The organism is Pseudomonas sp. NFACC39-1 (assembly GCF_900110355.1).
GTDB lineage: Bacteria > Pseudomonadota > Gammaproteobacteria > Pseudomonadales > Pseudomonadaceae > Aquipseudomonas > Aquipseudomonas tehranensis.
Window position 1 is genome coordinate 54,066 of sequence record NZ_FODL01000010.1, and the last position, 20,499, is coordinate 74,564.

The following is a 20,499-nucleotide window of genomic DNA, read 5'->3' on the forward strand; positions in this document are numbered from 1 at the left end:
GTTTTAAGTAACGAGAATTGTTCGCGATTGTCGCAGAGGCGGGGGAGGGAAAGCAATTGGCGCTGGTCGGGACCCGGTCTGTGGGCCCAAATAAGTCTGTGGGCCTAAACAGGTCTGTGGGAGCAAGGCTTGCCCGCGATGCAGGCGACTCGGTTTGGCTGTCAAACCAGGCGATGCCATCGCGGGCAAGCCTTGCTCCCACAGGTAAACCACCCTCGGAGCAGAGGATTTAGAGCGAAGGCGCCCGTTGCCGTCGCTTCCATTGGCTTACGCGCTGTTGCAGATCCAGTGGGCTATGGATCTGCTGCTGACGGGCACGGCTGAACAGAATGAGCGCCAGTTCGGCGGTGGCCAGGGCGTCGGCGCTGGCGTTATGACGGTCGAAGACTTGCAGTTTGCACCAGTCGATCCAGTCGTCCAGGCCGGCCTTGCGCAGGTGCGCTTGAGGGCAGAGCATCGGTGCCAGGTCAGCGACATCCAGAAACGAATGCTGCAAGCGGTAACCGAGGTAATCCTTCAGTGCCCGCCCGAGCATGTGGGAGTCGAACGGCGCATGAAATGCCAGCAGAGGGCTGTCGTCGACGAATTCCATGAACGCCAGCAGCGCCTCGGCGGGGTCGCTGCCGGCGGCAATTTCACTCGGCGCCAGGCCATGGATCAATACGCTCGGTCCCAGCTTCTGCTTGTCGCACTGTAAGGTGCGTTCGAACTGTTGGCTGAAATCGATGGCGCCGTCTTCTATGACCACGGCACCGATGGACAGCACCTGATCCTTGTTCAGGTTCAACCCCGTGGTTTCCAGATCCAGCACTACCCAGCGTTGCTCCCTCAGGCTGCATTCACCCAGGGGCGCGGGGGCTGGCAGGCGTTCCAGGCGCTGTTGCACGTCTTCAGGCAACATCGGTTGGACCGGGCGTAGCCAGGAAAAAATGCTCACAACTGGTACCTCAGCGTCAGGCTGCTTTGCAGCCGTTGGGCCTGGCGCAGGGATTCGCGCAGAATGCGCCGGTCCAGATGATTAAGGCTGTCGGGATCGACCCGGTTGGAGTAGGGCAGGTTTTCGCGGGTTTGCAGCTGATGTTGTTGCATGCGGGTTTGCTGGATGAAGTGATAGGCCTCTTCATAGGCCGCGCCATCGAGCGGTTGGATCACGTCCTTGATGACCAGTTGCCGCAAGCGCTCCAGGGTATTGTTGGCTTCGATGCCATTGGCCAGGGCCAGCAGGCGGGCGCCGTCGACAAAAGGCGTCAGGCCTTGCACTTTCAGGTCCAGGGTGGCTTTTTCGCCGTTCTTGCGGCTGAGCACGAAATCCCTGAAGCGTCCCACCGGTGGACGATGACGCAGCGCGTTCTCGGCCATCATGCGCTGGAACAAACGGTTATCGGCCACCTGTTCGAGCACTTGCTGGCGCAACTGCTCACAGCCTTGCTCATCGCCCCAGACCACCCGCAGGTCGAAATAAATACTCGAACTCAATAGGTTTTCCGGCGTCGCTTCACGAATGAAGGCGGCAAAGCGTCGGGCCCATTCGGCGCGGGACAGGCACAGCTCCGGGTTGCCGGCCATGATGTTGCCCTTGCACAAGGTGAAACCACAGAGGGCCAGGCTCTGGTTGATCTGTTGGGCGATGGGCAGCAGCAGCCCGCGGATCTGCGCCGCATGGGCGGCGTCCCGGGCTTCGAACAGGATGCCGTTGTCCTGGTCGGTGTGCAGGGTCTGCTCGCGCCGGCCTTCACTGCCGAAACACAACCAACTGAACGGCACGCCCGGGTCACCCTTGTCGGCCAGGGTCAGTTCGATGACCCGGCACACGGTGTGGTCGTTGAGCAGGGTGATGATCTGGGTGATCTGCGTCGATGACGCACCATGGGCCAGCATGCGCTCGACCAATTGACCGATCTCGCCGCGCAGGGCCACCAGGCTCTCGACTTTCGGGGCGCTGCTGATGGTCCGTGCCAGGTGCACCAGGTCGACCCGCTGCAGGGAAAACAGATCGCGCTCGGACACCACGCCGCACAAGCGATGGTCCTTGACCAGACAAACATGGGCGATATGGCGCTCAGTCATGGCGATGGCCGCGTCGAAGGCGCTGTGGTCCGGCGAGAGGTAAAAGGGTGTCGGGGTCATGTGCGCGGCGATGGCTTCGGAAAAGTCCCCGGAGCCGTCGGCGACCACATGCCTCAGGTCGCGCAGGGTAAAAATCCCTACCGGCGCTTTTTGCTCGTTCACCACCACAATGCTTCCGACCTGCTGTTCGTGCATCAGTTTCACGGCTTCGCGCAGGGGCATGTCGGGATTGCAACTCACTGGATGACGCATCGCCAGCTCGCCCAGCCGGGTGTTGAGGGAATATTGGGTGCCGAGGGTTTGCGCGGATTTCTGCTGGACTTGCTGATTGAACTGGTCGAGCAGACTGCTGACTCCACGCAGCGCGAAATCACGAAACGGGCTCGACAGGGCGAACAGCTTGATGAATGCCTGCTTGTTCAACTGCAGGCAGAAGGTGTCCTCGCCGGCACGGTGTTCGGTGCGCGTAGCCCGCTCACCCAGCAGCGCAGCAAGGGGGAAGCATTCGCCGGTGGTGATTTCGAAGGTGGTTTCGGTGCCACCTTTTGCCGAATGCGGACGCTCGCCCACGACCCGGCCCTGCTTGACGATATAAAAGTGTTCCACCGTGCCGTCGGCCGGTTTGATGATGGTTTCCCCCGGCGCGTAAAAACGCAGCAGGCATTGCTCCACCAGATAAGCCAGGTGAGCGTTTTCCATTTGGTTGAACGGGGGAAAACGCTGAAGGAATTGCAGCGTTCCCTGGATGTTCTGCAACACCGCGGTTTTCCCAGCCTGGGTAAAGGCGTCCGTTTTTTTCATCACCATGGCGCAGTCTTTTTTGAATTGTTGTGGTCGGATCTGTCCCCATGGTCAACCCCTGAGGGTAGGGTGCCCATTGGACGTAAGTCTAGGTCAACGCAAAAGGCTGGGAACGATAGAAAAATCCTGGGTGTGGTCTATCCGAAGCCTGCAATAAATGTACTTGGAAAAAAATCCGACGAAGTGCACATTGAAGCGACGCAGAACGATGTCTGACCACTGTGCCAGGGGATCGATTAAAGAACGTAGAGAGCACCATGTCCGACCACGATATTTTGAGTGACGCCGAGCGCGAGGCGCTGAGTGCCGTCATGCTGGAACCCGACCTGCCGCCGCAACGAGTCTTGATTGTCGATGACGACAAGGACGCCCGTGAGCTGCTCTCGGAAATTCTGGCCCTGGACGGTATTCACTGCATGACCGCCGCCAGCGGTGAAACGGCGCTCAAGTTGCTGGAAACCAAGCCGTCGATTGGCCTGTTGATCACTGACTTGCGTATGGGCAATGTCGATGGCCTTGAACTGGTCCGCCTGGTCCGTGAGTCGGAGCGGGCAGCGCTGCCGATCATCCTCGTCTCCGGCGATGCCGACGTGAAGGACGCCATCGAAGCGATGCACCTGAGCGTAGTGGATTTTTTGCTCAAGCCTATTGATACGGAAAAATTGCTGGGTCTGGTCAAGCATGAGTTGGGGATGGATCTTTGAAAGGATCGCAGCCTTCGGCAGCTCCTACAGACGAGCACGGTCCCTTGTAGGAGCTGCCGGAGGCTGCGATCTTTTGATCTGGCTCCGAAAATAAAAGCCCTGATCTTTCGACCAGGGCTTTTTCTTGTGCTGCGTTTTTACCCCTCAATCACAACCCATTGGCTGCCTTGAACTCGCGACGACGACGGTGCAGCACCGGCTCGGTATAGCCGTTAGGCTGCCGGGTGCCTTCGATCACCAACTCCACCGCCGCCTGGAAGGCGATGTTGCTGTCGAAGTCCGGCGCCAGTGGCCGGTACAGCGGGTCGCTGGCGTTCTGGCGGTCCACCACCGGTGCCATGCGCTTGAGGCTTTCCATCACCTGATCCTGGCTGACGATGCCATGGCGCAGCCAGTTGGCGATGTGCTGGCTGGAAATACGCAGCGTCGCACGGTCTTCCATCAGGCCAATATCGTTGATGTCCGGCACCTTGGAGCAACCTACGCCCTGGTCGATCCAGCGCACCACGTAACCGAGGATGCCCTGGGCATTGTTGTCCAGTTCGTTCCTGATCTGCTCTGGCGTCCAGTTCGGGTTCACGGCCAACGGGATGGTCAGGATGTCGTCCACCGACGCGCGGGCACGTTGGGCCAGTTGCGCCTGACGGGCGAACACGTCGACTTTGTGATAATGCAGCGCGTGCAGGGCGGCAGCGGTCGGCGACGGAACCCATGCCGTGTTGGCACCCGCCATGGGATGAGCGATTTTCTGCTCCAGCATCGCCGCCATCAGGTCCGGCATGGCCCACATGCCCTTGCCGATCTGAGCGCGACCCTGCAGGCCGGTGCTCAGGCCGATATCGACGTTCCAGTTTTCATACGCGGCGATCCACTTCTCGGCTTTCATATCAGCCTTGCGCACCATCGGGCCGGCTTCCATGGAGGTGTGGATTTCGTCGCCGGTGCGGTCCAGGAAGCCGGTGTTGATGAACACCACGCGCTCACTGGCGGCCTTGATGCAGGCTTTGAGGTTGACCGTGGTCCGGCGCTCCTCGTCCATGATCCCGACCTTGAGGGTGTTGCGCGGCAGGTTCAGCACGTCCTCGACGCGACCGAACAGTTCGTTGGTGAACGCCGCTTCTTCCGGCCCGTGCATCTTCGGCTTGACGATGTACACCGAGCCGGTACGGCTGTTGCGCCGCGAAGTGTTGCCGTTGAGGCTGTGGATGGCTGCCAGACTGGTGATCAGTCCGTCCAGGATGCCTTCCGGTACTTCATGACCGTCCTTGTCCAGGATCGCGTCGATGGTCATCAGATGACCGACGTTGCGCACGAACAGGAGCGAGCGGCCATGCAGGGTCAGGCCCGAACCGTCGACCGTCGTGTACGCACGATCGGGGTTCATGGTGCGGGTAAACGTCTGACCGCCTTTGGAGACCTGTTCCGACAGATCGCCCTTCATCAGGCCGAGCCAGTTACGGTAGATCACCACTTTGTCATCGGCATCGACGGCGGCGACCGAGTCTTCGCAGTCCATGATGGTGGTCAGCGCGGCTTCCATCAGGATGTCTTTGACGCCGGCGGCATCGGTCTGTCCGACGGGGGTGCTGGCGTCGATCTGGATTTCGAAGTGCAGGCCGTTGTGCTTCAACAGCACGGTGGTCGGTGCCGAAGCGTCGCCCTGGAAACCGATCAGTTGCGCGTCGTCACGCAGGCCGCTGTTGCTGCCGCCCTTGAGGGCAACCACCAGTTTGCCATCGACGATCTTGTAAGCGGTGGAATCAACATGAGAGCCGGCCGCCAATGGCGCCGCTTCGTCGAGGAAGGCACGGGCAAAGGCGATGACCTTGTCGCCGCGAACCTTGTTGTAGCCTTTGCCTTTTTCCGCGCCGTCGGCTTCGCTGATGGCATCGGTGCCGTACAGCGCGTCGTACAGCGAACCCCAGCGGGCGTTCGAGGCATTGAGGGCGAAGCGGGCGTTCATCACCGGGACGACCAGCTGCGGGCCGGCCATGCGGGCGATTTCGTCATCGACATTTTGGGTCGTGGCCTGGAAATCCGCCGCTTCTGGCAGCAGATAACCGATGTCTTGCAGGAAGGCTTTGTAAGCCACGGCGTCGTGGGCCTGGCCGGCACGGGCCTGGTGCCAGGCATCGATCTGCGCCTGGAAATCGTCGCGTTTGGCGAGTAGGGCTTTGTTCTTCGGGGCCAGGTCGTGGATGACTTTGTCGGCACCGGCCCAGAACGCATCGGCGGTGAGGCCGGTTCCGGGAATGGCTTCGTTATTCACGAAGTCGAACAGGACTTTGGCGACCTTAAGGCCACCGACTTGAACGTGTTCAGTCATTGCTTGCCTCACTCTGCTCAGCTATTTCGCTTTTCAGCTCTTCGATTTTGACAATGAAGCCTCGGGACATTTAAACCACAAACCCCGGAACCAGTACATGCCATCGCTGGCGGCTGGGTTTTTAGCCTTGCTGACGGGGCTTTTCAGGGATGCGACTGCGCCAGGGCAGACATCGTTACAACGTTATGTAGTGCGCGCTGCGGCATACTACATGATCAATTGCGGTTGTGAAAATTAGACTAATTGCGTCGTTCCGCGACCCACTAAAGTGCTACGGTCACAACGAGGCATGGAATGTTCTCAAAAAAATGGCAGATTGTTCCAGTTAAATATTTAAAGTTGTACACGATAATGTTGGCGCGTCAGTCCCGTGGGAGCAAAGCTTGCTCGCATACAGGCGCCGTGGTTTCAGAAGGACCGAGTTGTTTTTATCGCGAGCAAGCTTTGCTCCCCCCAGGGGCGAGGTATATATCTTTAGGCCACCAACCTGTCCGTGACCACCTGCCTATACTCTTCTTTCCACAACCAGAGGGCTCGCGCCATGGACCATCTCGTCATCACTGTTTTCGCCCCTGACAAGCCTGGGCGGGTCGAGCAAATCGCCCTTTGCATCGCCGAGCACGGCGGTAACTGGCTGGAAAGCCGCATGTCCCGTCTGGCGGGACAATTTGCCGGCATCCTGCGCCTGAGTGTTCCGGCCGAGTCCCATGATGAACTGATCGAAGCTCTACAAGGGCTATCGGCCCACAACATCCGCGTGCTGATCGCCGAGGGTATCGTCGAAGAGTCCTGCACGTGGAAGCCTATTGCGATGGAGCTGGTGGGCAATGATCGCCCTGGCATCGTGCGCGACATCACGCGCTTGCTGAGTGAGCAGGGTGTCAACGTCGAGCGACTGGTCACGGACGTGCGACCGGCGCCGATGAGCAGCGAGTTGCTGTTTCATGCCGAAGCGATCCTCGGGGTGCCGGTGACCTTGTCCCTGGACACTTTGCAGGAACGTTTGGAAACCCTGGCCGATGAGCTGATGGTGGAGCTGAAACTCAGCGACGAAAGCTGATACGGGTTATCCAAGGAAAAACTGCGCCTGCCTGTGGATAACCTGTAGAGACACGCCGCCAGCCCATACGGGCCGGGGCTTGATGATGAGTGATTAAAAAATCACCAGTTTTCAATGGCTTGTGCACAAACGGCGGGGATCAGGCTGTGGATAACCTTGGGGCGGATCGACGCAGACCACGTCGTCTGTGGCCTGCGCAGGGTTGTTCGATTTTTGATCAATTACGTCGGCGCATGCTCACCACGGCATCGATGCTGTACACCGCAAGCCCGGCCCAGATGAACAGGAACGCCACTAACGTGCTGGACGACAGGTGTTCGTCGAACAGCAACACCGCCAGCAGTAGCACCAGCGTCGGGGCGATGTACTGCAAAAAACCCAGCGTGGTGTACGGCAAGTGCCGTGCAGCGGCGTTGAAACACACCAGTGGCACCAGTGTCACGGGCCCTGCCGCCACCAGCCACCAGGCTTCGGAAGTGGTCCAGAAAACGGCTTGGGCACTGGTCGCCGCCGGGTTGAACAACAACCAGGCAACGGCGATCGGCACCAGCATCCAGGTTTCCACTACCAGTCCGGGTAAAGCCTTGACCGGGGCCTGCTTGCGGATCAGCCCATAAAAGCCGAAGGTCAGCGCCAGCATCAGCGACACCCACGGCAGGCTGCCCACTTGCCAGACCTGCTGCGCCACACCGACCGCGGCCAATCCCACTGCCAGCCACTGCATGCGCCGCAACCGTTCACCCAGGATCAACATGCCGAGCAATACGTTCACCAACGGGTTGATGTAGTACCCCAGGCTCGCTTCGAGCATGCGCCCGTTGTTCACCGCCCAGACATAGGTCAGCCAGTTGGCCGCGATCAACGTACCGCTCAGGGCCAGGATTGCCAGCCGTTGTGGATTGTCCCGCAGTTCGCGCCACCAGCCCGGGTGTTTCCAGACCATCAGCAACGCCGCGCCGAACAGCGCCGACCACAGCACCCGGTGGATGATGATTTCCACGGACGGCACGTTGGCGATGGCTTTGAAATAGATCGGGAACAGACCCCAGATGATGTAGGCACTCAGGCCCAGGATATACCCGCGACGCGGGTTGGCGGCTTGCATGCAGAATCCTTGCTTAGGCAGCTAACAAAAGAGTGATTGTAAGGAGATTTGTCAGATTGTGCTGTGAACCTTGTTAGGAAGTAGTTCCACCCATGTCCTCATGTGGGAGCGAGCCTGCTCGCGATAGCAATGTGTCAGTCAACATAAATGGCGACTGCTCCACAGCTATCGCGAGCAGGCTCGCTCCCACAGGGTTTCAGTGGTTGTTGGAACCCAGCCCAATCAAAACAACTTCAACGGCTCCTCATTGAGCGCCGCCAGTTGCTCGCGCAGCGCCAACACCTGGTCGCCCCAGTAGCGTTCGCTGCCGAACCAAGGGAAGCTGCGCGGGAACGCCGGATCGTCCCAACGGCGCGCCAGCCAGGCGCTGTAGTGCATCAGGCGCAGGGCGCGCAGTGGCTCGATCAAGGCCAGTTCACGCGGGTCAAAGTCATGAAACTCGCGGTAACCGTCCATCAATTCCGACAACTGCCCCAGACATTCCTGGCGGTCACCGGCGAGCATCATCCACAAGTCCTGTACCGCCGGGCCCATGCGGCAGTCGTCCAGGTCGACGATATGAAAAACCTCGTCGCGGCACATCATGTTGCCGGGGTGGCAATCGCCGTGCATACGGATGTTCTTATGGGGCGTGGCGGCATAGACCTCTTCGACCCGCTTGAGCAGATCCCTGGCCACCGACTCGTAGGCCGGCAGCAGACTGCGGGGCACGAAACCGCTTTGCAGCACGGTGGCCAGCGAATCATGGCCGAAATTTTTTACCCCCAACGCTTCACGATGTTCGAACGGACGGGTCGACCCAACCGCGTGCAGGCGCCCGAGCAATTGCCCCAGGCGATAGAGTTGGTCGAGGTTGCCCGGCTCAGGCGCGCGGCCGCCGCGACGGGGAAACAGGGTGAAACGAAACCCGGCGTGTTCGTGCAGACTGACGCCGTTGTGAATCAGCGGCGCTACCACCGGCACGTCGCATTCGGCCAGTTCGAAGGTGAAGCGGTGCTCTTCCAGAATCGCTTCGTTGGTCCAGCGCTGAGGGCGATAGAACTTGGCGATCAGCGGCTCGGCGTCTTCGATACCCACCTGATAGACACGGTTTTCATAGCTGTTGAGGGCCAGCACACGGGCGTCGCTGAGCAAGCCCATGCTTTCAACGGCATCGAGCACCAGATCGGGTGTGAGGGTTTCAAACGGATGGGACATGCTGACTCCTGCGCAGCGGCAGGGCTGCCGCGTCCGGCCCAGCATGGTAGCGCAGACGGAGGGAGATAGGTGACGGCTGTACTGATGCCATCGCGAGCAGGCTCGCTCCCACTGGATTTTGTGGCGCACCGTAGATTGTAGGTGCACTGGAATCAATGTGGGGGCGAGCCTGCTCGCGATAAGGCCCGATCAGGCGCCGATGACCCCACCGTCCTCACGGGTAATCACCATCACCGACGAGCGCGGCTTACCGTTGGGCAGATGCTCAGGGAACGTCGAGCCGCCGCTGGGATGCTGGATGCCGATGAACAGGGTTTTGTAGTCCGGCGAGAAGCTGATCCCGGTTACTTCACAACCCACCGGTCCGACCAGGAATCGACGGATTTCACCACTGTCGGGGTCAGCGCAGAGCATCTGGTTGTTGCCCATGCCGGCGAAGTCCCCGGTATTGCTGAAATCACCGTCGGTCTGAATCCACAGCCGCCCAGCCTTGTCGAAACCCAGGCCATCGGGGCTATTGAACATGTTCTGCGGGTTGATATTGGACGAGCCGGCCTTTGGCGTGTTGGCGTGTATTACCGGGTTGCCGGCGACCACAAACAAATCCCAGGCGAAAGTGCTGGAAGCGTGATCGTCGCGGTCGGTGCGCCAGCGCAGGATCTGCCCGTAGACGTTCTTGGCTCGGGGATTGGGCCCGTCCACCGGCTGACCGGCTTCGCCGCGCTTGGAGTTGTTGGTCAGGGTGCAATAGACCTGGCCGTCTTTGGGGCTGACGACTATCCACTCCGGACGGTCCATGCGGGTGGCGCCGACAGTGGTGGCGGCCAGACGCGCGTGGATCAGCACTTCGGCCTGGTCGGCGAAACCATTACTGGCATCAAGACCGTTCTTGCCATGGGTCAACTCAATCCACTGCCCCATGCCTTTGGGATGGTCCGGGTTAGCGTCACCAGCGTCGAAGCGCGCCACGTACAAGGTGCCGTGATCCAGCAGGTTGCGGTTGGCCTTGGGGTTTTTGTGGTCGATCTTGTCCCGGCTGACGAATTTGTAAATGAACTCGCCGCGCTCGTCATCGCCCATGTACACGACGGCGTGACCGTCGCTGGTTTGTGTCAGGGCGGCGTTCTCGTGCTTGAAGCGACCCAGGGCCGTGCGCTTGATCGGGGTGGATTTAGGGTCGAACGGGTCGATCTCCACCACCCAGCCATGGCGATTGAGTTCGTTGGGGTTTTTCGCCAGGTCGAAACGCGGGTCGTGCAGGTGCCAGTCGATTTCGCTGCTGGCGACGGTGGCGCCGTAACGCTTCTGCGCCGTATCGAACTGCAAGTCCGCCTTGCTGCTGCCAAAACAGTCGGTGAAATTTTCTTCGCAGGTCAGGTAGGTGCCCCACGGCGTCATGCCGTTGGCGCAGTTCTGGAAAGTACCCAGCACTTTTTTGCCGCTCTTGTCGGCGCTGGTTTTCATCAAGTCATGGCCGGCGGCGGGGCCGCTGAGGTCAATGGGGGTATTGCCATGAATCCTGCGGTTGTAGCGCGAGTCCTGGACGAACTGCCATTGTCCGCCCTGACGCCGTATTTCAATCACCGACACACCTTCACAGGCTTGGGCCTTGCGCACGTCTTCGGCCGACTTCGGCTGGCCGCCATGGGGGAAGAGGTATTGGTAGTTGGTGTATTCGTTGTTGATCGCCATCAGCGCGCGGTTGTCGTCGCCGGGAAACGGGAACAGGCTCATGCCGTCGTTGTTGTCGCCAAACTGCACTTCCTGGGCGCGGGCGGTGCCATTGCCACTTGGATCGAACGCCGGTGCATTTTTCTGCAGGGGGTGACCCCAACTGATCAGCACCGAGGACTTGTAGCCCGGCGGCAGAGTGAGGGTGTCGGCCGTGGCGGCGGCAATGCTTTCGAAGCCCAGCAGCTTGCTGTTGCCTTCGCTGACGGCGGCGGCCAGTACGCTGCGACTCAGCAGGTTGCCGCCCAGAAACATCGCCGCGCCGCACAGGGCACCTGCGCTAATGAAACCTCGACGGCTCAGGCCGACGATCTTTTCCAGGTCGGTGGATTGGTTTTCTTCTAAAAGGCTCATCTGAGGCTCCCTGCTGGTTTTGGCAGCCACCTTAAAGCCGGTCGATGACGCTTTTGTTGCAGCGCGCTACAACGGTGTGCCGAGCAGCACATTTGTCGCCGAAAACTCCACTTGCACCGGTGAGCCGGCAGCCAGCTTTCGCGCGTGCAGATGAAGCGGATCGGCCAAGGCACACAGCGTTTGGCCGTTGGGCAGGCCGATGCGCACTTCGCTGGGGCCGTCTTGGGCGGCGGCAACGTGTTCAATGACGCCGCGCAGAGCGTTTTTCCCAGGGTTGTTGCCTGCTTTTTCCGGCGGATCGACAGGGTGCAATTCCAGCCATCCGGCCTTGATCAGGGCAACTACGGCGGTGCCGATACCCAGTTCCAGGCGTACCGTGCTGTCATGGGTGATCTGCGCCTGGATGACCAGGCCCCGAGCGAGTTCCAGGTAAATTCGGTCGTTATGACCCTGAGTCTCGATGTTCAGGACTTTGCCGTGCAACTGATTGCGCGCGCTGGTGCGCAGCATCAAGCGACTGAGCAGGCCCAGATCCCCGGCATCTTCGCTCGCCTCCAGCAACTGCGCCTGCAAGGCTTGCAGGCGCTGATACAGGCGCAGCACACGCAGCCCTTCCTCGGACAGTTTCGCACCGCCACCGCCTTTTCCTCCAACGCTACGCTCCACCAGCGGTTGGTCCGCCAGGTTGTTCAATTCGTCGATGGCATCCCACGCCGCCTTGTAGCTCAGGCCGGCGCTTTTGGCGGCGCGGGTGATCGAGCCTTGTTCGGCGATGTGCTGCAACAAGGCGATGCGTTGTGGGCGCCGGACGATGTGCTGGGTCAGGAGCGGGGGCAATGACATGATGGACAACTGCGCAAAGGAATCATGGAGTTGGACGTTGGCGCCTCGCAAGCGGCGCGTCAAGCCGGCTCACCGGGTTTCGGCGTGCGGGCCAGGCAATACACATCAACCCGGGCAGCACCGGCATCCAGTAGCAGGCGAGCCAGTGCCTGGGCCGTGGCGCCGGTAGTGAGCACATCGTCGACCAACGCCAGATGCCGGTTGCCAAGCACGGCGTGGGGTGTGACGGCAAAGGCTTGGCGCAGGTTTTGGCGCCGAGCCCTGGCATCGAGTGCCTGCTGGGCGGGGGTGTCCTGGACGCGCCGCAGCAGTTGCTCTTCGCAAGGGATCTTCAATGTCGCGCTGAGCCAGCGGGCAAGCATCGAGGCCTGATTGAAGCCGCGCTGACGCAAGCGCCGATTGGCAAGCGGCACCGGCACCAGTGCGTCCGGTGGCTCCAACCCTTCATTGAATTGATGTTGCAGGGACTGCGCCAGCAGTTCGCCCATCAATCGCCCCAGCGGCCATTTGGCCTGATGTTTGAAACGTGCGATCAGGCTATCGATAGGAAAGTCGTAGGCCCATGGCGCCAGGACCCGCTCGAAGGCCGGCGGCTGCCTGGCGCACTGACCGCAACGTAGCCCGGCCATGGGCAATGGCAAGGCGCAGATACTGCACTGGTCACCCAGCCAGGGCAGTTCGCTCTCGCAGGGGGTGCAAATGGGATGGGGCGTGTCGGTGGTTTCGCCACACAATAGGCAAGATTGTTTGTTTTTTAACCAGATGTAAACCAGTCCATCGTATCGTGGTTGACAGCGCATGACTCTTCCTTAAATATGCCGAACATCCGTGTCGCGCCTGTGGGTATTCCATGTCCCCAGGTGCCAGCCAAGCATAATCAAGGAAATGCCCATGAGCGCCAGCACCACTGCCAACCTGCGTCATGACTGGTCTTTGGCCGAAGTCAAAGCTCTCTTCGTCCAGCCCTTCAATGACCTGTTGTTCCAGGCGCAGACCGTGCACCGCGCGCATTTCGACGCCAATCGCGTTCAGGTGTCCACGCTGCTGTCGATCAAGACCGGCGCCTGCCCGGAAGATTGCAAATATTGTCCGCAGTCCGGCCACTACAACACCGGGCTGGAAAAAGAAAAGTTGCTGGAAGTGCAGAAAGTCCTCGAAGAGGCCGCCCGTGCCAAGGCCATTGGCTCGACCCGTTTCTGCATGGGCGCGGCGTGGAAGCATCCGTCGGCCAAGGACATGCCTTACGTACTGGAAATGGTCAAAGGCGTGAAGGCCATGGGCCTGGAGACCTGCATGACCCTGGGCCGCCTCGATCAGGACCAGACCCAGGCCCTGGCCCAGGCCGGCCTGGACTACTACAACCACAACCTCGACACCTCGCCGGAGTTCTACGGCAGCATCATCACCACTCGTACCTACAGCGAGCGCCTGCAAACCCTGGCTTACGTGCGAGATTCGGGGATGAAGATCTGCTCCGGTGGCATCCTGGGCATGGGCGAGTCCCTGGACGATCGCGCCAACCTGCTGATCCAACTGGCGAACCTGCCGGAGCACCCGGAATCGGTGCCGATCAACATGCTGGTAAAAGTCGCCGGCACGCCGCTGGAAAACGCCGAAGACGTCGATCCGTTCGATTTCATCCGCATGCTCGCCGTGGCGCGGATCCTGATGCCCAAGTCCCATGTGCGCCTGTCCGCCGGCCGCGAAGCGATGAACGAACAGATGCAGGCCCTGGCATTTTTCGCCGGTGCCAACTCGATTTTTTATGGCGACAAACTCCTGACCACTGCCAACCCGCAAGCCGACAAGGACATGCAACTGTTCGCTCGCCTGGGTATCCAGCCCGAAGCCCGGGAAGAACATGCCGACGAAGTGCATCAGGCGGCTATTGAACAGGCGCTGGTGGAGCAGAAGAGCAGCGAGCAGTTCTACAACGCGGCTGTTTGAATACTCCATCGATTTTTGTTTGAAATGCAGAACCCTGTGGGAGCGGGCTTGCTCGCGAAGGCGGAGTGTCAGGCAAAGTAACGTTGGCTGACACACCGCCTTCGCGAGCAAGCCCGCTCCCACAATGGATCTCATCCAGTCTTGATTAACGATTCACCCCGAGGCCTGCATGCCCTTCGATCTCGCCGCACGCCTGGCTGCCCGTCGTGCCGAAAACCTCTATCGCCAACGCCCCCTGCTCGAAAGCCCGCAGGGGCCAGAGGTGGTGGTGGACGGCCAGCCGCTGCTGGCGTTCTGCAACAATGATTACCTGGGCCTGGCCAATCATCCGCAAGTGATCGAAGCCTGGCGCGCCGGAGCGGCGCGATGGGGCGTCGGAGGCGGGGCTTCCCATCTGGTGATCGGCCACAGCGGTCCACATCACGCCCTGGAAGAAGCCCTGGCTGACTTGACCGGCCGCCCGCGGGCACTGCTGTTCACCACCGGCTATATGGCCAACCTTGGCGCTGTCACCGCACTGGTGGGGCAGGGCGATACGGTGCTGGAGGACCGGCTCAACCACGCTTCGTTGCTCGACGCCGGGTTGTTGTCCGGCGCGCGCTTCAACCGTTACCTGCACAACGATGCCCAGAGCCTGGCCAACCGTCTGGAGAAAGCCACCGGCAATACGTTGGTGGTCACCGATGGTGTGTTCAGCATGGACGGCGACATCGCCGATCTGCCGGCCCTGGCCCGTGAAGCCAGGGCCAAGGGCGCCTGGCTGATGGTCGATGATGCCCACGGTTTCGGCCCGTTAGGGGCCAATGGTGGCGGGATCGTCGAACATTTTGGCCTGAGCCAGGATGACGTGCCGGTATTGGTCGGCACCCTGGGCAAAGCTTTCGGCACTGCCGGCGCGTTTGTCGCCGGCAGTGAAGACCTGATCGAAAGCCTGATCCAGTTCGCTCGTCCCTACATCTACACCACCAGTCAACCGCCGGCCCTGGCCTGCGCTACGCTCAAGAGCCTTGAGCTGCTGCGCAGCGAGCATTGGCGGCGTGAACATTTGCAGGTGCTGATCCGCCAGTTTCGCCACGGTGCCGAGCAGATCGGCCTGCAATTGATGGACAGTTTCACGCCGATCCAGCCGATCCTGATCGGCGATGCGGGGCGGGCGATGCGCTTGTCGCAGATGCTGCGTGAGCGGGGGCTGATGGTTACTGCGATCCGCCCACCCACCGTGCCAGCCGGCAGCGCCCGTCTGCGTGTGACCTTGACCGCGGCTCACAGTGAGGCTCAGGTGCAATTGTTGTTGGAGGCATTGGCCGAGTGTTTTGCACAACTGGGACCGGAGCCAAGCCATGCGTGATCGACTGATATTGCTGCCTGGTTGGGGCTTGGGCGTTTCCCCGCTGGAGCCTCTGGCGGCTGCGCTGCAAGGGCTCGATGAACATCTGCGGGTCGAGATCGAGCCGTTGCCGGCCCTGGCCTCAAGCGACCTCAATGAATGGCTCGAGGAGCTGGACGCCACATTGCCCCAGGATGCCTGGTTGGGTGGTTGGTCGCTGGGCGGCATGCTGGCCAGCGAGCTGGCAGCGCGTCGGGGCGAGCGCTGTTGCGGCTTGTTGACCCTGGCGAGCAACCCCTCTTTCGTTGCCCATGATCAATGGCCGAGCGCGATGGCCGGTGAAACCTTTGATGGGTTTCTCGCCGGGTGCGCCGCCGACCCGCGTCAGACCCTCAAGCGCTTCAGTCTGTTGTGCGCCCAAGGCTGCAGCGATCCGCGCGGCCTGTCGCGATTGTTGCTGGCGGGTGCGCCTGTCACTTCGCCCGATGTGTTGATGGCTGGGCTCGAGCTGCTGGCGCAACTGGATACCCGCGCCGCCTTGCAGGGCTTCGGTGGCCCGCAGCTTCACTTGTTTGCCGGGCTCGACGCCCTGGTACCGGCTGAGGCAGCGGCTGAATTGCTGGTGTTGCTGCCAGATGTTGAAATCGGTCTGATCGAACAGACCGGCCACGGATTCCCTCTGGAAGACCCCCACGGTGTGGCGGGGGCGATTCAGGCTTTTTTGCATGAGTCCGATGATGACTGATTTGTCTGTTGCCAAATTGCCCGGTGCCTTGCCGGATAAGCGCCAGGTGGCAGCCTCGTTTTCCCGGGCTGCGACCAGTTACGACAGCGTGGCCGAGCTGCAGCGCGACGTAGGCCAGCAGTTGCTGGACCGGTTGCCCGCCTCGATCGTGCCTGAGCGCTGGATGGACCTGGGGTGTGGCACCGGCTATTTCACGCGGGCGCTGGGTACGCGCTTCGGCGAGGCGACCGGGTTGGCGCTGGATATCGCCGAAGGTATGCTCAACCATGCTCGCCCTCAGGGCGGGGCTGCGCACTTTATAGCCGGTGATGCCGAGCGCCTGCCCTTGCAGGCCTCCAACTGCGATCTGGTGTTCTCCAGCCTGGCGGTGCAGTGGTGCGCGGATTTTGCCACGGTGTTGAACGAAGTCCATCGGGTTTTGAAGCCCGGTGGCGTGTTTGCCTTCACAAGCCTTTGCGTCGGCACGTTGTACGAATTGCGCGACAGCTGGCGTCAGGTGGATGGCCTGGTGCACGTCAACCGTTTTCGCGGGTTCGAAACGTATCAACAGCTATGTGCAGCCAGCGGGCTGAACGTTGTCAGCCTGGAAAACCGTCCCCATGTGATGTATTACCCGGACGTGCGCGGTCTGACCCATGAATTGAAAGCCCTCGGCGCCCACAATCTGAACCCCGGCCGGCCCGGTGGGTTGACGGGCAGGGCGCGGATCCTCGCGCTGGTTGACGCTTACGAACAGTTTCGTCAGGTACAGGGTTTGCCCGCGACCTACCGGGTGGTTTACGCCGTGCTGGAGAAACCGCTATGAGCCAGGCTTATTTCATCACTGGTACCGACACTGACGTGGGTAAGACCACCGTCGCGGCTGGCCTGCTGCATGCTGCGCGACAGGCTGGCATGAGCACCGCCGCGGGCAAGCCCGTGGCCTCCGGTTGCGAAGTAACGCCCAAGGGCCTGCGCAACGCCGATGCCTTGGCGCTGTTGGCCGAATGCTCGGTGCCGCTTGAGTATGCCCAGGTCAATCCGCTGGCGTTCGAACCGGCCATCGCGCCTCACCTGGCCGCGCGGGAAGCCGGCGTGGCCCTGACCGTGCAATCGTTGCTGGGACCGATGCGTGAAGTGTTGGCCCTGGAGGCCGATTTCACGCTGATCGAAGGCGCAGGCGGCTGGCGTGTTCCGTTGGCCGATCAGGACAACCTCTCGGACCTGGCCATGGCGCTGGGGCTGCCGGTGATCCTGGTGGTGGGCGTGCGTCTGGGCTGCATCAGTCACGCCCTGCTGACCGCCGAGGCCATCGCCCGGGACGGCCTGCAACTGGCCGGTTGGGTCGCGAATATCATTGACCCCAAGACATCGCGCCTGGAAGAAAATCTGGCGACCCTGGCCGAACGCCTGCCGGCGCCATGCTTGGGGCGAGTGCCGAAAATCAAGGGTGTCACTGCCGAAGCCGTGGCTGCGCATCTGCACCTGGATTTGCTGGACTACTAAGGTTTTCACTATGGCGAGGCACTGTGCCATTAGTGTTTTTGTCGGGCCTTTTACCCAGGCTTCTGTTTCAATGACCGCTGTCTACCCTTCAAGAAGACGAGTTCTGCCATGGAAATCTCAGGAAATACCGCGTTCTATGCCGGTCTGAGCACGATTCAGACAGGGCAGAACCGTGTCGATCAGGCTTCGAGCCAGATCGCCAACAATACCATCGAGCGTTCGGTCACCAGCCAGTCGTCCGAACTGCAAGCTGATCGGTTGCGGTCGGTGGATCGCAGCCAGCAATCGGACCTGGCCAGCAACATGGTTGAAATGTCCCAAGGCAAATTTCAGGTCGAACTGGGCGTGAACGTGGCCAAGGCATCCGATGAAATGCTCGGTACGTTGATCGACACTTTCGCCTGATTCCCCACCTCAGGTTTGTCAAAACGCCGCGATTATTCGCGGCGTTTTCGTCTCTAACTCCTTCTGGCTCAACTAATCTTTTCCTACGGACGTTGTGAGTGTTTCGCTGCGGTGAATGGCTGTGCCTGGATTTTTTCAGGGACGATGACGAACGGTAAAAGATCGGCGCTTGACAAGATTTAGGCGTAAACGTATGTTTCAAACAACTGTTTGACCGTCACAACAAATCCATGCGGTCGTTCATTCCCGGTTACATCAGCAGAGGTTTATCGCTATGCCTGACTACAAGGCCCCCTTGCGTGATATTCGCTTCGTTCGTGACGAACTGCTTGGCTATGAAGCGCACTATCAGAGCCTTCCGGCTTGCCAGGACGCAACTCCAGACATGGTTGACGCCATTCTTGAAGAAGGTGCCAAGTTTTGTGAGCAGGTGCTGGCACCGCTGAACCGTGTGGGCGACATTGAGGGCTGCACCTGGAGCGAATCCGGTGTGAAGACCCCGAGCGGCTTCAAGGAAGCCTACAAGCAATTCGTCGAAGGCGGCTGGCCAAGCCTGGCCCACGACGTGGAGCATGGTGGTCAAGGCCTGCCGGAGTCCCTGGGCCTGGCGGTCAGCGAGATGGTCGGCGAAGCCAACTGGTCGTGGGGCATGTACCCAGGCCTGTCCCACGGTGCGATGAACACTATTTCCGAGCACGGTACGCCCGAGCAGCAAGAGGCGTACCTGACCAAGCTGGTTTCCGGCGAATGGACCGGCACCATGTGCCTGACCGAGCCGCACTGCGGCACTGACCTGGGCATGCTGCGCACCAAGGCCGAGCCACAGGCCGACGGTTCGTACAAGGTCAGCGGCACCAAGATCTTCATTTCGGCCGGCGAACACGACATGGCCGACAACATCGTCCACATCGTTCTGGCACGTCTGCCGGACGCCCCGGCCGGTACCAAAGGTATCTCGCTGTTCATCGTTCCCAAGTTCCTGCCTAACGCAGACGGTTCCATCGGTCAGCGCAATGCGGTGAGCTGCGGTTCGCTGGAACACAAGATGGGCATCCACGGCAACGCCACCTGCGTGATGAACTTCGACGCGGCCACCGGTTTCCTGATCGGCCCGGCGAACAAAGGCTTGAACTGCATGTTCACCTTCATGAACACCGCACGCCTGGGCACCGCGCTGCAAGGCTTGGCCCACGCCGAAATCGGTTTCCAGGGTGGCCTGAAGTACGCCCGTGACCGCCTGCAAATGCGTTCCCTGACCGGCCCGAAAGCGCCGGACAAAGCCGCCGACCCAATCATCGTGCACCCTGACGTGCGTCGCATGCTGTTGACCATGAAGGCCTTCGCCGAAGGTAACCGGGCGATGGTTTACTTCACTGCCAAGCAAGTGGACATCGTCAAATACGGCGTCGACGAAGAAGAGAAGAAAAAAGCCGATGCGCTGCTGGCGTTCATGACGCCGATCGCCAAGGCGTTCATGACTGAAGTCGGCTTCGAATCGGCCAACCACGGTGTGCAGATCTACGGTGGTCACGGCTTCATCGCCGAGTGGGGCATGGAGCAGAACGTTCGCGACAGCCGCATTTCGATGCTGTACGAAGGCACCACCGGCATCCAGGCCCTCGACCTGCTGGGCCGCAAAGTGCTGATGACCCAGGGCGAAGCGCTCAAGGGCTTCACCAAGATCGTTCACAAGTTCTGCCAAAGCAACGAAGGCAACGACGCGGTCAAAGAGTTCGTAGAACCTCTGGCTGCGCTGAACAAGGAATGGGGCGAACTGACCATGAAGGTCGGTATGGCGGCCATGAAAGACCGCGAAGAAGTTGGCGCGGCCTCGGTGGACTACCTGATGTACTCCGGTTACGCCTGCCTGGCCTACTTCTGGGCTGACATGGCGCGCCTGGCGGCGGAAAAACTCGCCGCCGGCACCACCGAAGAAGCTTTCTACACCGCCAAGCTGCAGACCGCGCGCTTCTACTTCCAGCGCATCCTGCCACGTACCCGCACTCACGTGGCAACCATGTTGTCGGGCGCCAACAACCTGATGGACATGAAAGAAGAAGACTTCGCACTGGGCTACTAAGCCTTAAGCGATTCTTCACAGGCCGCTGTTTCTTCGGGAGCAGCGGCTTTTTTTATGTCCGCCTCCGTCCTCCTGTGGGAGCGAGCCTGCTCGCGATAGCGGTGGGTCAGACACATTAGTATCAACTGACCTATAGCTATCGCGAGCAGGCTCGCTCCCACAGAGAATCTGCGCAGCCATGGGAAAACATTCATCAAACTGAACCCTAAGAAATCACTCCTTCCTGCCGTTACAAGGATGGCAGTGTGATATCTGTCACATCTCGCGTGCCTTAATGCTCCAGTAGCAGGCACAATGCCATCTTTGATCAGCCGGGTCGGAG

Annotated in this window: 17 protein-coding genes; 9 read left to right on the top strand and 8 right to left on the bottom strand. The window is 60.5% G+C overall.

The window, feature by feature from the left end; genetic code table 11:
• Positions 1-229: 229 nt before the first annotated feature.
• Together BMY45_RS20610 and BMY45_RS20615 are read right to left on the bottom strand one after the other, a co-directional pair.
• Complete coding sequence (locus BMY45_RS20610) at positions 230-937, bottom strand: 3'-5' exonuclease (protein ID WP_092400809.1); 708 nt, start codon at positions 935-937, stop codon at positions 230-232.
• Positions 934-2,874, bottom strand: coding sequence for a putative nucleotidyltransferase substrate binding domain-containing protein (locus BMY45_RS20615; RefSeq protein WP_092400811.1), 1,941 nt, complete (start codon positions 2,872-2,874; stop codon positions 934-936). Before BMY45_RS20615 ends, BMY45_RS20610 begins: the two co-directional genes overlap by 4 nt.
• A 251-nt stretch (positions 2,875-3,125) precedes the next feature.
• Between BMY45_RS20615 and BMY45_RS20620 the strand changes: the two genes are divergently transcribed.
• Complete coding sequence (locus BMY45_RS20620; protein ID WP_047228125.1) at positions 3,126-3,572, top strand: response regulator; 447 nt, start codon at positions 3,126-3,128, stop codon at positions 3,570-3,572.
• 148 nt (positions 3,573-3,720) lie between these two features.
• On the opposite strand, the gene BMY45_RS20625 is transcribed toward BMY45_RS20620, so the two are convergent.
• On the bottom strand, positions 3,721-5,898 hold the full coding sequence (locus BMY45_RS20625) for a malate synthase G (RefSeq protein ID WP_092400814.1): 2,178 nt from the start codon (positions 5,896-5,898) through the stop codon (positions 3,721-3,723).
• A 541-nt stretch (positions 5,899-6,439) separates the two neighbouring features.
• Between BMY45_RS20625 and BMY45_RS20630 the strand changes: the two genes are divergently transcribed.
• Complete coding sequence (locus BMY45_RS20630; protein WP_092400817.1) at positions 6,440-6,958, top strand: glycine cleavage system transcriptional repressor; 519 nt, start codon at positions 6,440-6,442, stop codon at positions 6,956-6,958.
• Positions 6,959-7,175: 217 nt separating this feature from the next.
• On the opposite strand, the gene rarD is transcribed toward BMY45_RS20630, so the two are convergent.
• The 5 genes from rarD to BMY45_RS20655 form a co-directional block, all read right to left on the bottom strand.
• Positions 7,176-8,063, bottom strand: a complete 888-nt coding sequence (gene rarD, locus BMY45_RS20635) for an EamA family transporter RarD (protein ID WP_092400820.1) — start codon at positions 8,061-8,063, stop codon at positions 7,176-7,178.
• Positions 8,064-8,285: 222 nt separating this feature from the next.
• Positions 8,286-9,260 (bottom strand): serine/threonine protein kinase, encoded by a 975-nt coding sequence (locus BMY45_RS20640; RefSeq protein WP_092400823.1) that lies wholly within the window; start codon positions 9,258-9,260, stop codon positions 8,286-8,288.
• A 189-nt stretch (positions 9,261-9,449) separates the two neighbouring features.
• Positions 9,450-11,345, bottom strand: coding sequence for a PhoX family protein (locus BMY45_RS20645; protein WP_092400826.1), 1,896 nt, complete (start codon positions 11,343-11,345; stop codon positions 9,450-9,452).
• A gap of 66 nt (positions 11,346-11,411) precedes the next feature.
• Entirely contained in the window at positions 11,412-12,188 is a 777-nt protein-coding gene (locus tag BMY45_RS20650; protein WP_092401004.1) for a TOBE domain-containing protein, read from the bottom strand.
• Between the two features lie 59 nt (positions 12,189-12,247).
• Positions 12,248-12,988 carry a ComF family protein gene (locus BMY45_RS20655; RefSeq protein WP_092400829.1) on the bottom strand — a complete coding sequence of 247 codons (741 nt, stop codon included), beginning with the start codon at positions 12,986-12,988 and terminating at the stop codon, positions 12,248-12,250.
• Positions 12,989-13,079: 91 nt separating this feature from the next.
• On the opposite strand from BMY45_RS20655, the gene bioB reads away from it, so the two are divergent.
• From bioB to BMY45_RS20690, 7 genes are all read left to right on the top strand, one after another.
• Positions 13,080-14,135, top strand: coding sequence for a biotin synthase BioB (gene bioB / locus BMY45_RS20660; protein ID WP_092400832.1), 1,056 nt, complete (start codon positions 13,080-13,082; stop codon positions 14,133-14,135).
• A 169-nt stretch (positions 14,136-14,304) separates the two neighbouring features.
• Positions 14,305-15,483: an 8-amino-7-oxononanoate synthase gene (gene bioF / locus BMY45_RS20665; protein WP_092400835.1), complete on the top strand. Its 1,179-nt coding sequence runs from the start codon at positions 14,305-14,307 to the stop codon at positions 15,481-15,483.
• Positions 15,476-16,207 carry an alpha/beta fold hydrolase gene (locus tag BMY45_RS20670; protein ID WP_092400839.1) on the top strand — a complete coding sequence of 244 codons (732 nt, stop codon included), beginning with the start codon at positions 15,476-15,478 and terminating at the stop codon, positions 16,205-16,207. Before bioF ends, BMY45_RS20670 begins: the two co-directional genes overlap by 8 nt.
• Positions 16,200-17,012 carry a malonyl-ACP O-methyltransferase BioC gene (gene bioC / locus BMY45_RS20675; RefSeq protein WP_092400842.1) on the top strand — a complete coding sequence of 271 codons (813 nt, stop codon included), beginning with the start codon at positions 16,200-16,202 and terminating at the stop codon, positions 17,010-17,012. The genes BMY45_RS20670 and bioC overlap by 8 nt, the downstream gene beginning before the upstream one ends.
• Positions 17,009-17,692, top strand: coding sequence for a dethiobiotin synthase (gene bioD / locus BMY45_RS20680; RefSeq protein WP_092400845.1), 684 nt, complete (start codon positions 17,009-17,011; stop codon positions 17,690-17,692). Before bioC ends, bioD begins: the two co-directional genes overlap by 4 nt.
• A 108-nt stretch (positions 17,693-17,800) precedes the next feature.
• A complete protein-coding gene (locus BMY45_RS20685; protein ID WP_092400848.1) occupies positions 17,801-18,097 on the top strand; it encodes a pyrroloquinoline quinone biosynthesis protein PqqE in 297 nt (98 codons plus the stop codon).
• A gap of 274 nt (positions 18,098-18,371) precedes the next feature.
• On the top strand, positions 18,372-20,177 hold the full coding sequence (locus BMY45_RS20690; RefSeq protein WP_047228111.1) for a phenylacyl-CoA dehydrogenase: 1,806 nt from the start codon (positions 18,372-18,374) through the stop codon (positions 20,175-20,177).
• Positions 20,178-20,499 lie beyond the last annotated feature (322 nt).

Excerpts from the sequence above, each read along its gene's own strand:
- BMY45_RS20615 (WP_092400811.1), bottom strand. The coding sequence starts at position 2,874 with ATGGTGATGAAAAAAACGGACGCCTTTACCCAGGCTGGGAAAACCGCG.
- BMY45_RS20620 (WP_047228125.1), top strand. The coding sequence starts at position 3,126 with ATGTCCGACCACGATATTTTGAGTGACGCCGAGCGCGAGGCGCTGAGT.
- BMY45_RS20625 (WP_092400814.1), bottom strand. The coding sequence starts at position 5,898 with ATGACTGAACACGTTCAAGTCGGTGGCCTTAAGGTCGCCAAAGTCCTG.
- BMY45_RS20630 (WP_092400817.1), top strand. The coding sequence starts at position 6,440 with ATGGACCATCTCGTCATCACTGTTTTCGCCCCTGACAAGCCTGGGCGG.
- rarD (WP_092400820.1), bottom strand. The coding sequence starts at position 8,063 with ATGCAAGCCGCCAACCCGCGTCGCGGGTATATCCTGGGCCTGAGTGCC.
- BMY45_RS20640 (WP_092400823.1), bottom strand. The coding sequence starts at position 9,260 with ATGTCCCATCCGTTTGAAACCCTCACACCCGATCTGGTGCTCGATGCC.
- BMY45_RS20645 (WP_092400826.1), bottom strand. The coding sequence starts at position 11,345 with ATGAGCCTTTTAGAAGAAAACCAATCCACCGACCTGGAAAAGATCGTC.
- BMY45_RS20650 (WP_092401004.1), bottom strand. The coding sequence starts at position 12,188 with ATGTCATTGCCCCCGCTCCTGACCCAGCACATCGTCCGGCGCCCACAA.
- BMY45_RS20655 (WP_092400829.1), bottom strand. The coding sequence starts at position 12,988 with ATGCGCTGTCAACCACGATACGATGGACTGGTTTACATCTGGTTAAAA.
- bioB (WP_092400832.1), top strand. The coding sequence starts at position 13,080 with ATGAGCGCCAGCACCACTGCCAACCTGCGTCATGACTGGTCTTTGGCC.
- bioF (WP_092400835.1), top strand. The coding sequence starts at position 14,305 with ATGCCCTTCGATCTCGCCGCACGCCTGGCTGCCCGTCGTGCCGAAAAC.
- BMY45_RS20670 (WP_092400839.1), top strand. The coding sequence starts at position 15,476 with ATGCGTGATCGACTGATATTGCTGCCTGGTTGGGGCTTGGGCGTTTCC.
- bioC (WP_092400842.1), top strand. The coding sequence starts at position 16,200 with ATGACTGATTTGTCTGTTGCCAAATTGCCCGGTGCCTTGCCGGATAAG.
- bioD (WP_092400845.1), top strand. The coding sequence starts at position 17,009 with ATGAGCCAGGCTTATTTCATCACTGGTACCGACACTGACGTGGGTAAG.
- BMY45_RS20685 (WP_092400848.1), top strand. The coding sequence starts at position 17,801 with ATGGAAATCTCAGGAAATACCGCGTTCTATGCCGGTCTGAGCACGATT.
- BMY45_RS20690 (WP_047228111.1), top strand. The coding sequence starts at position 18,372 with ATGCCTGACTACAAGGCCCCCTTGCGTGATATTCGCTTCGTTCGTGAC.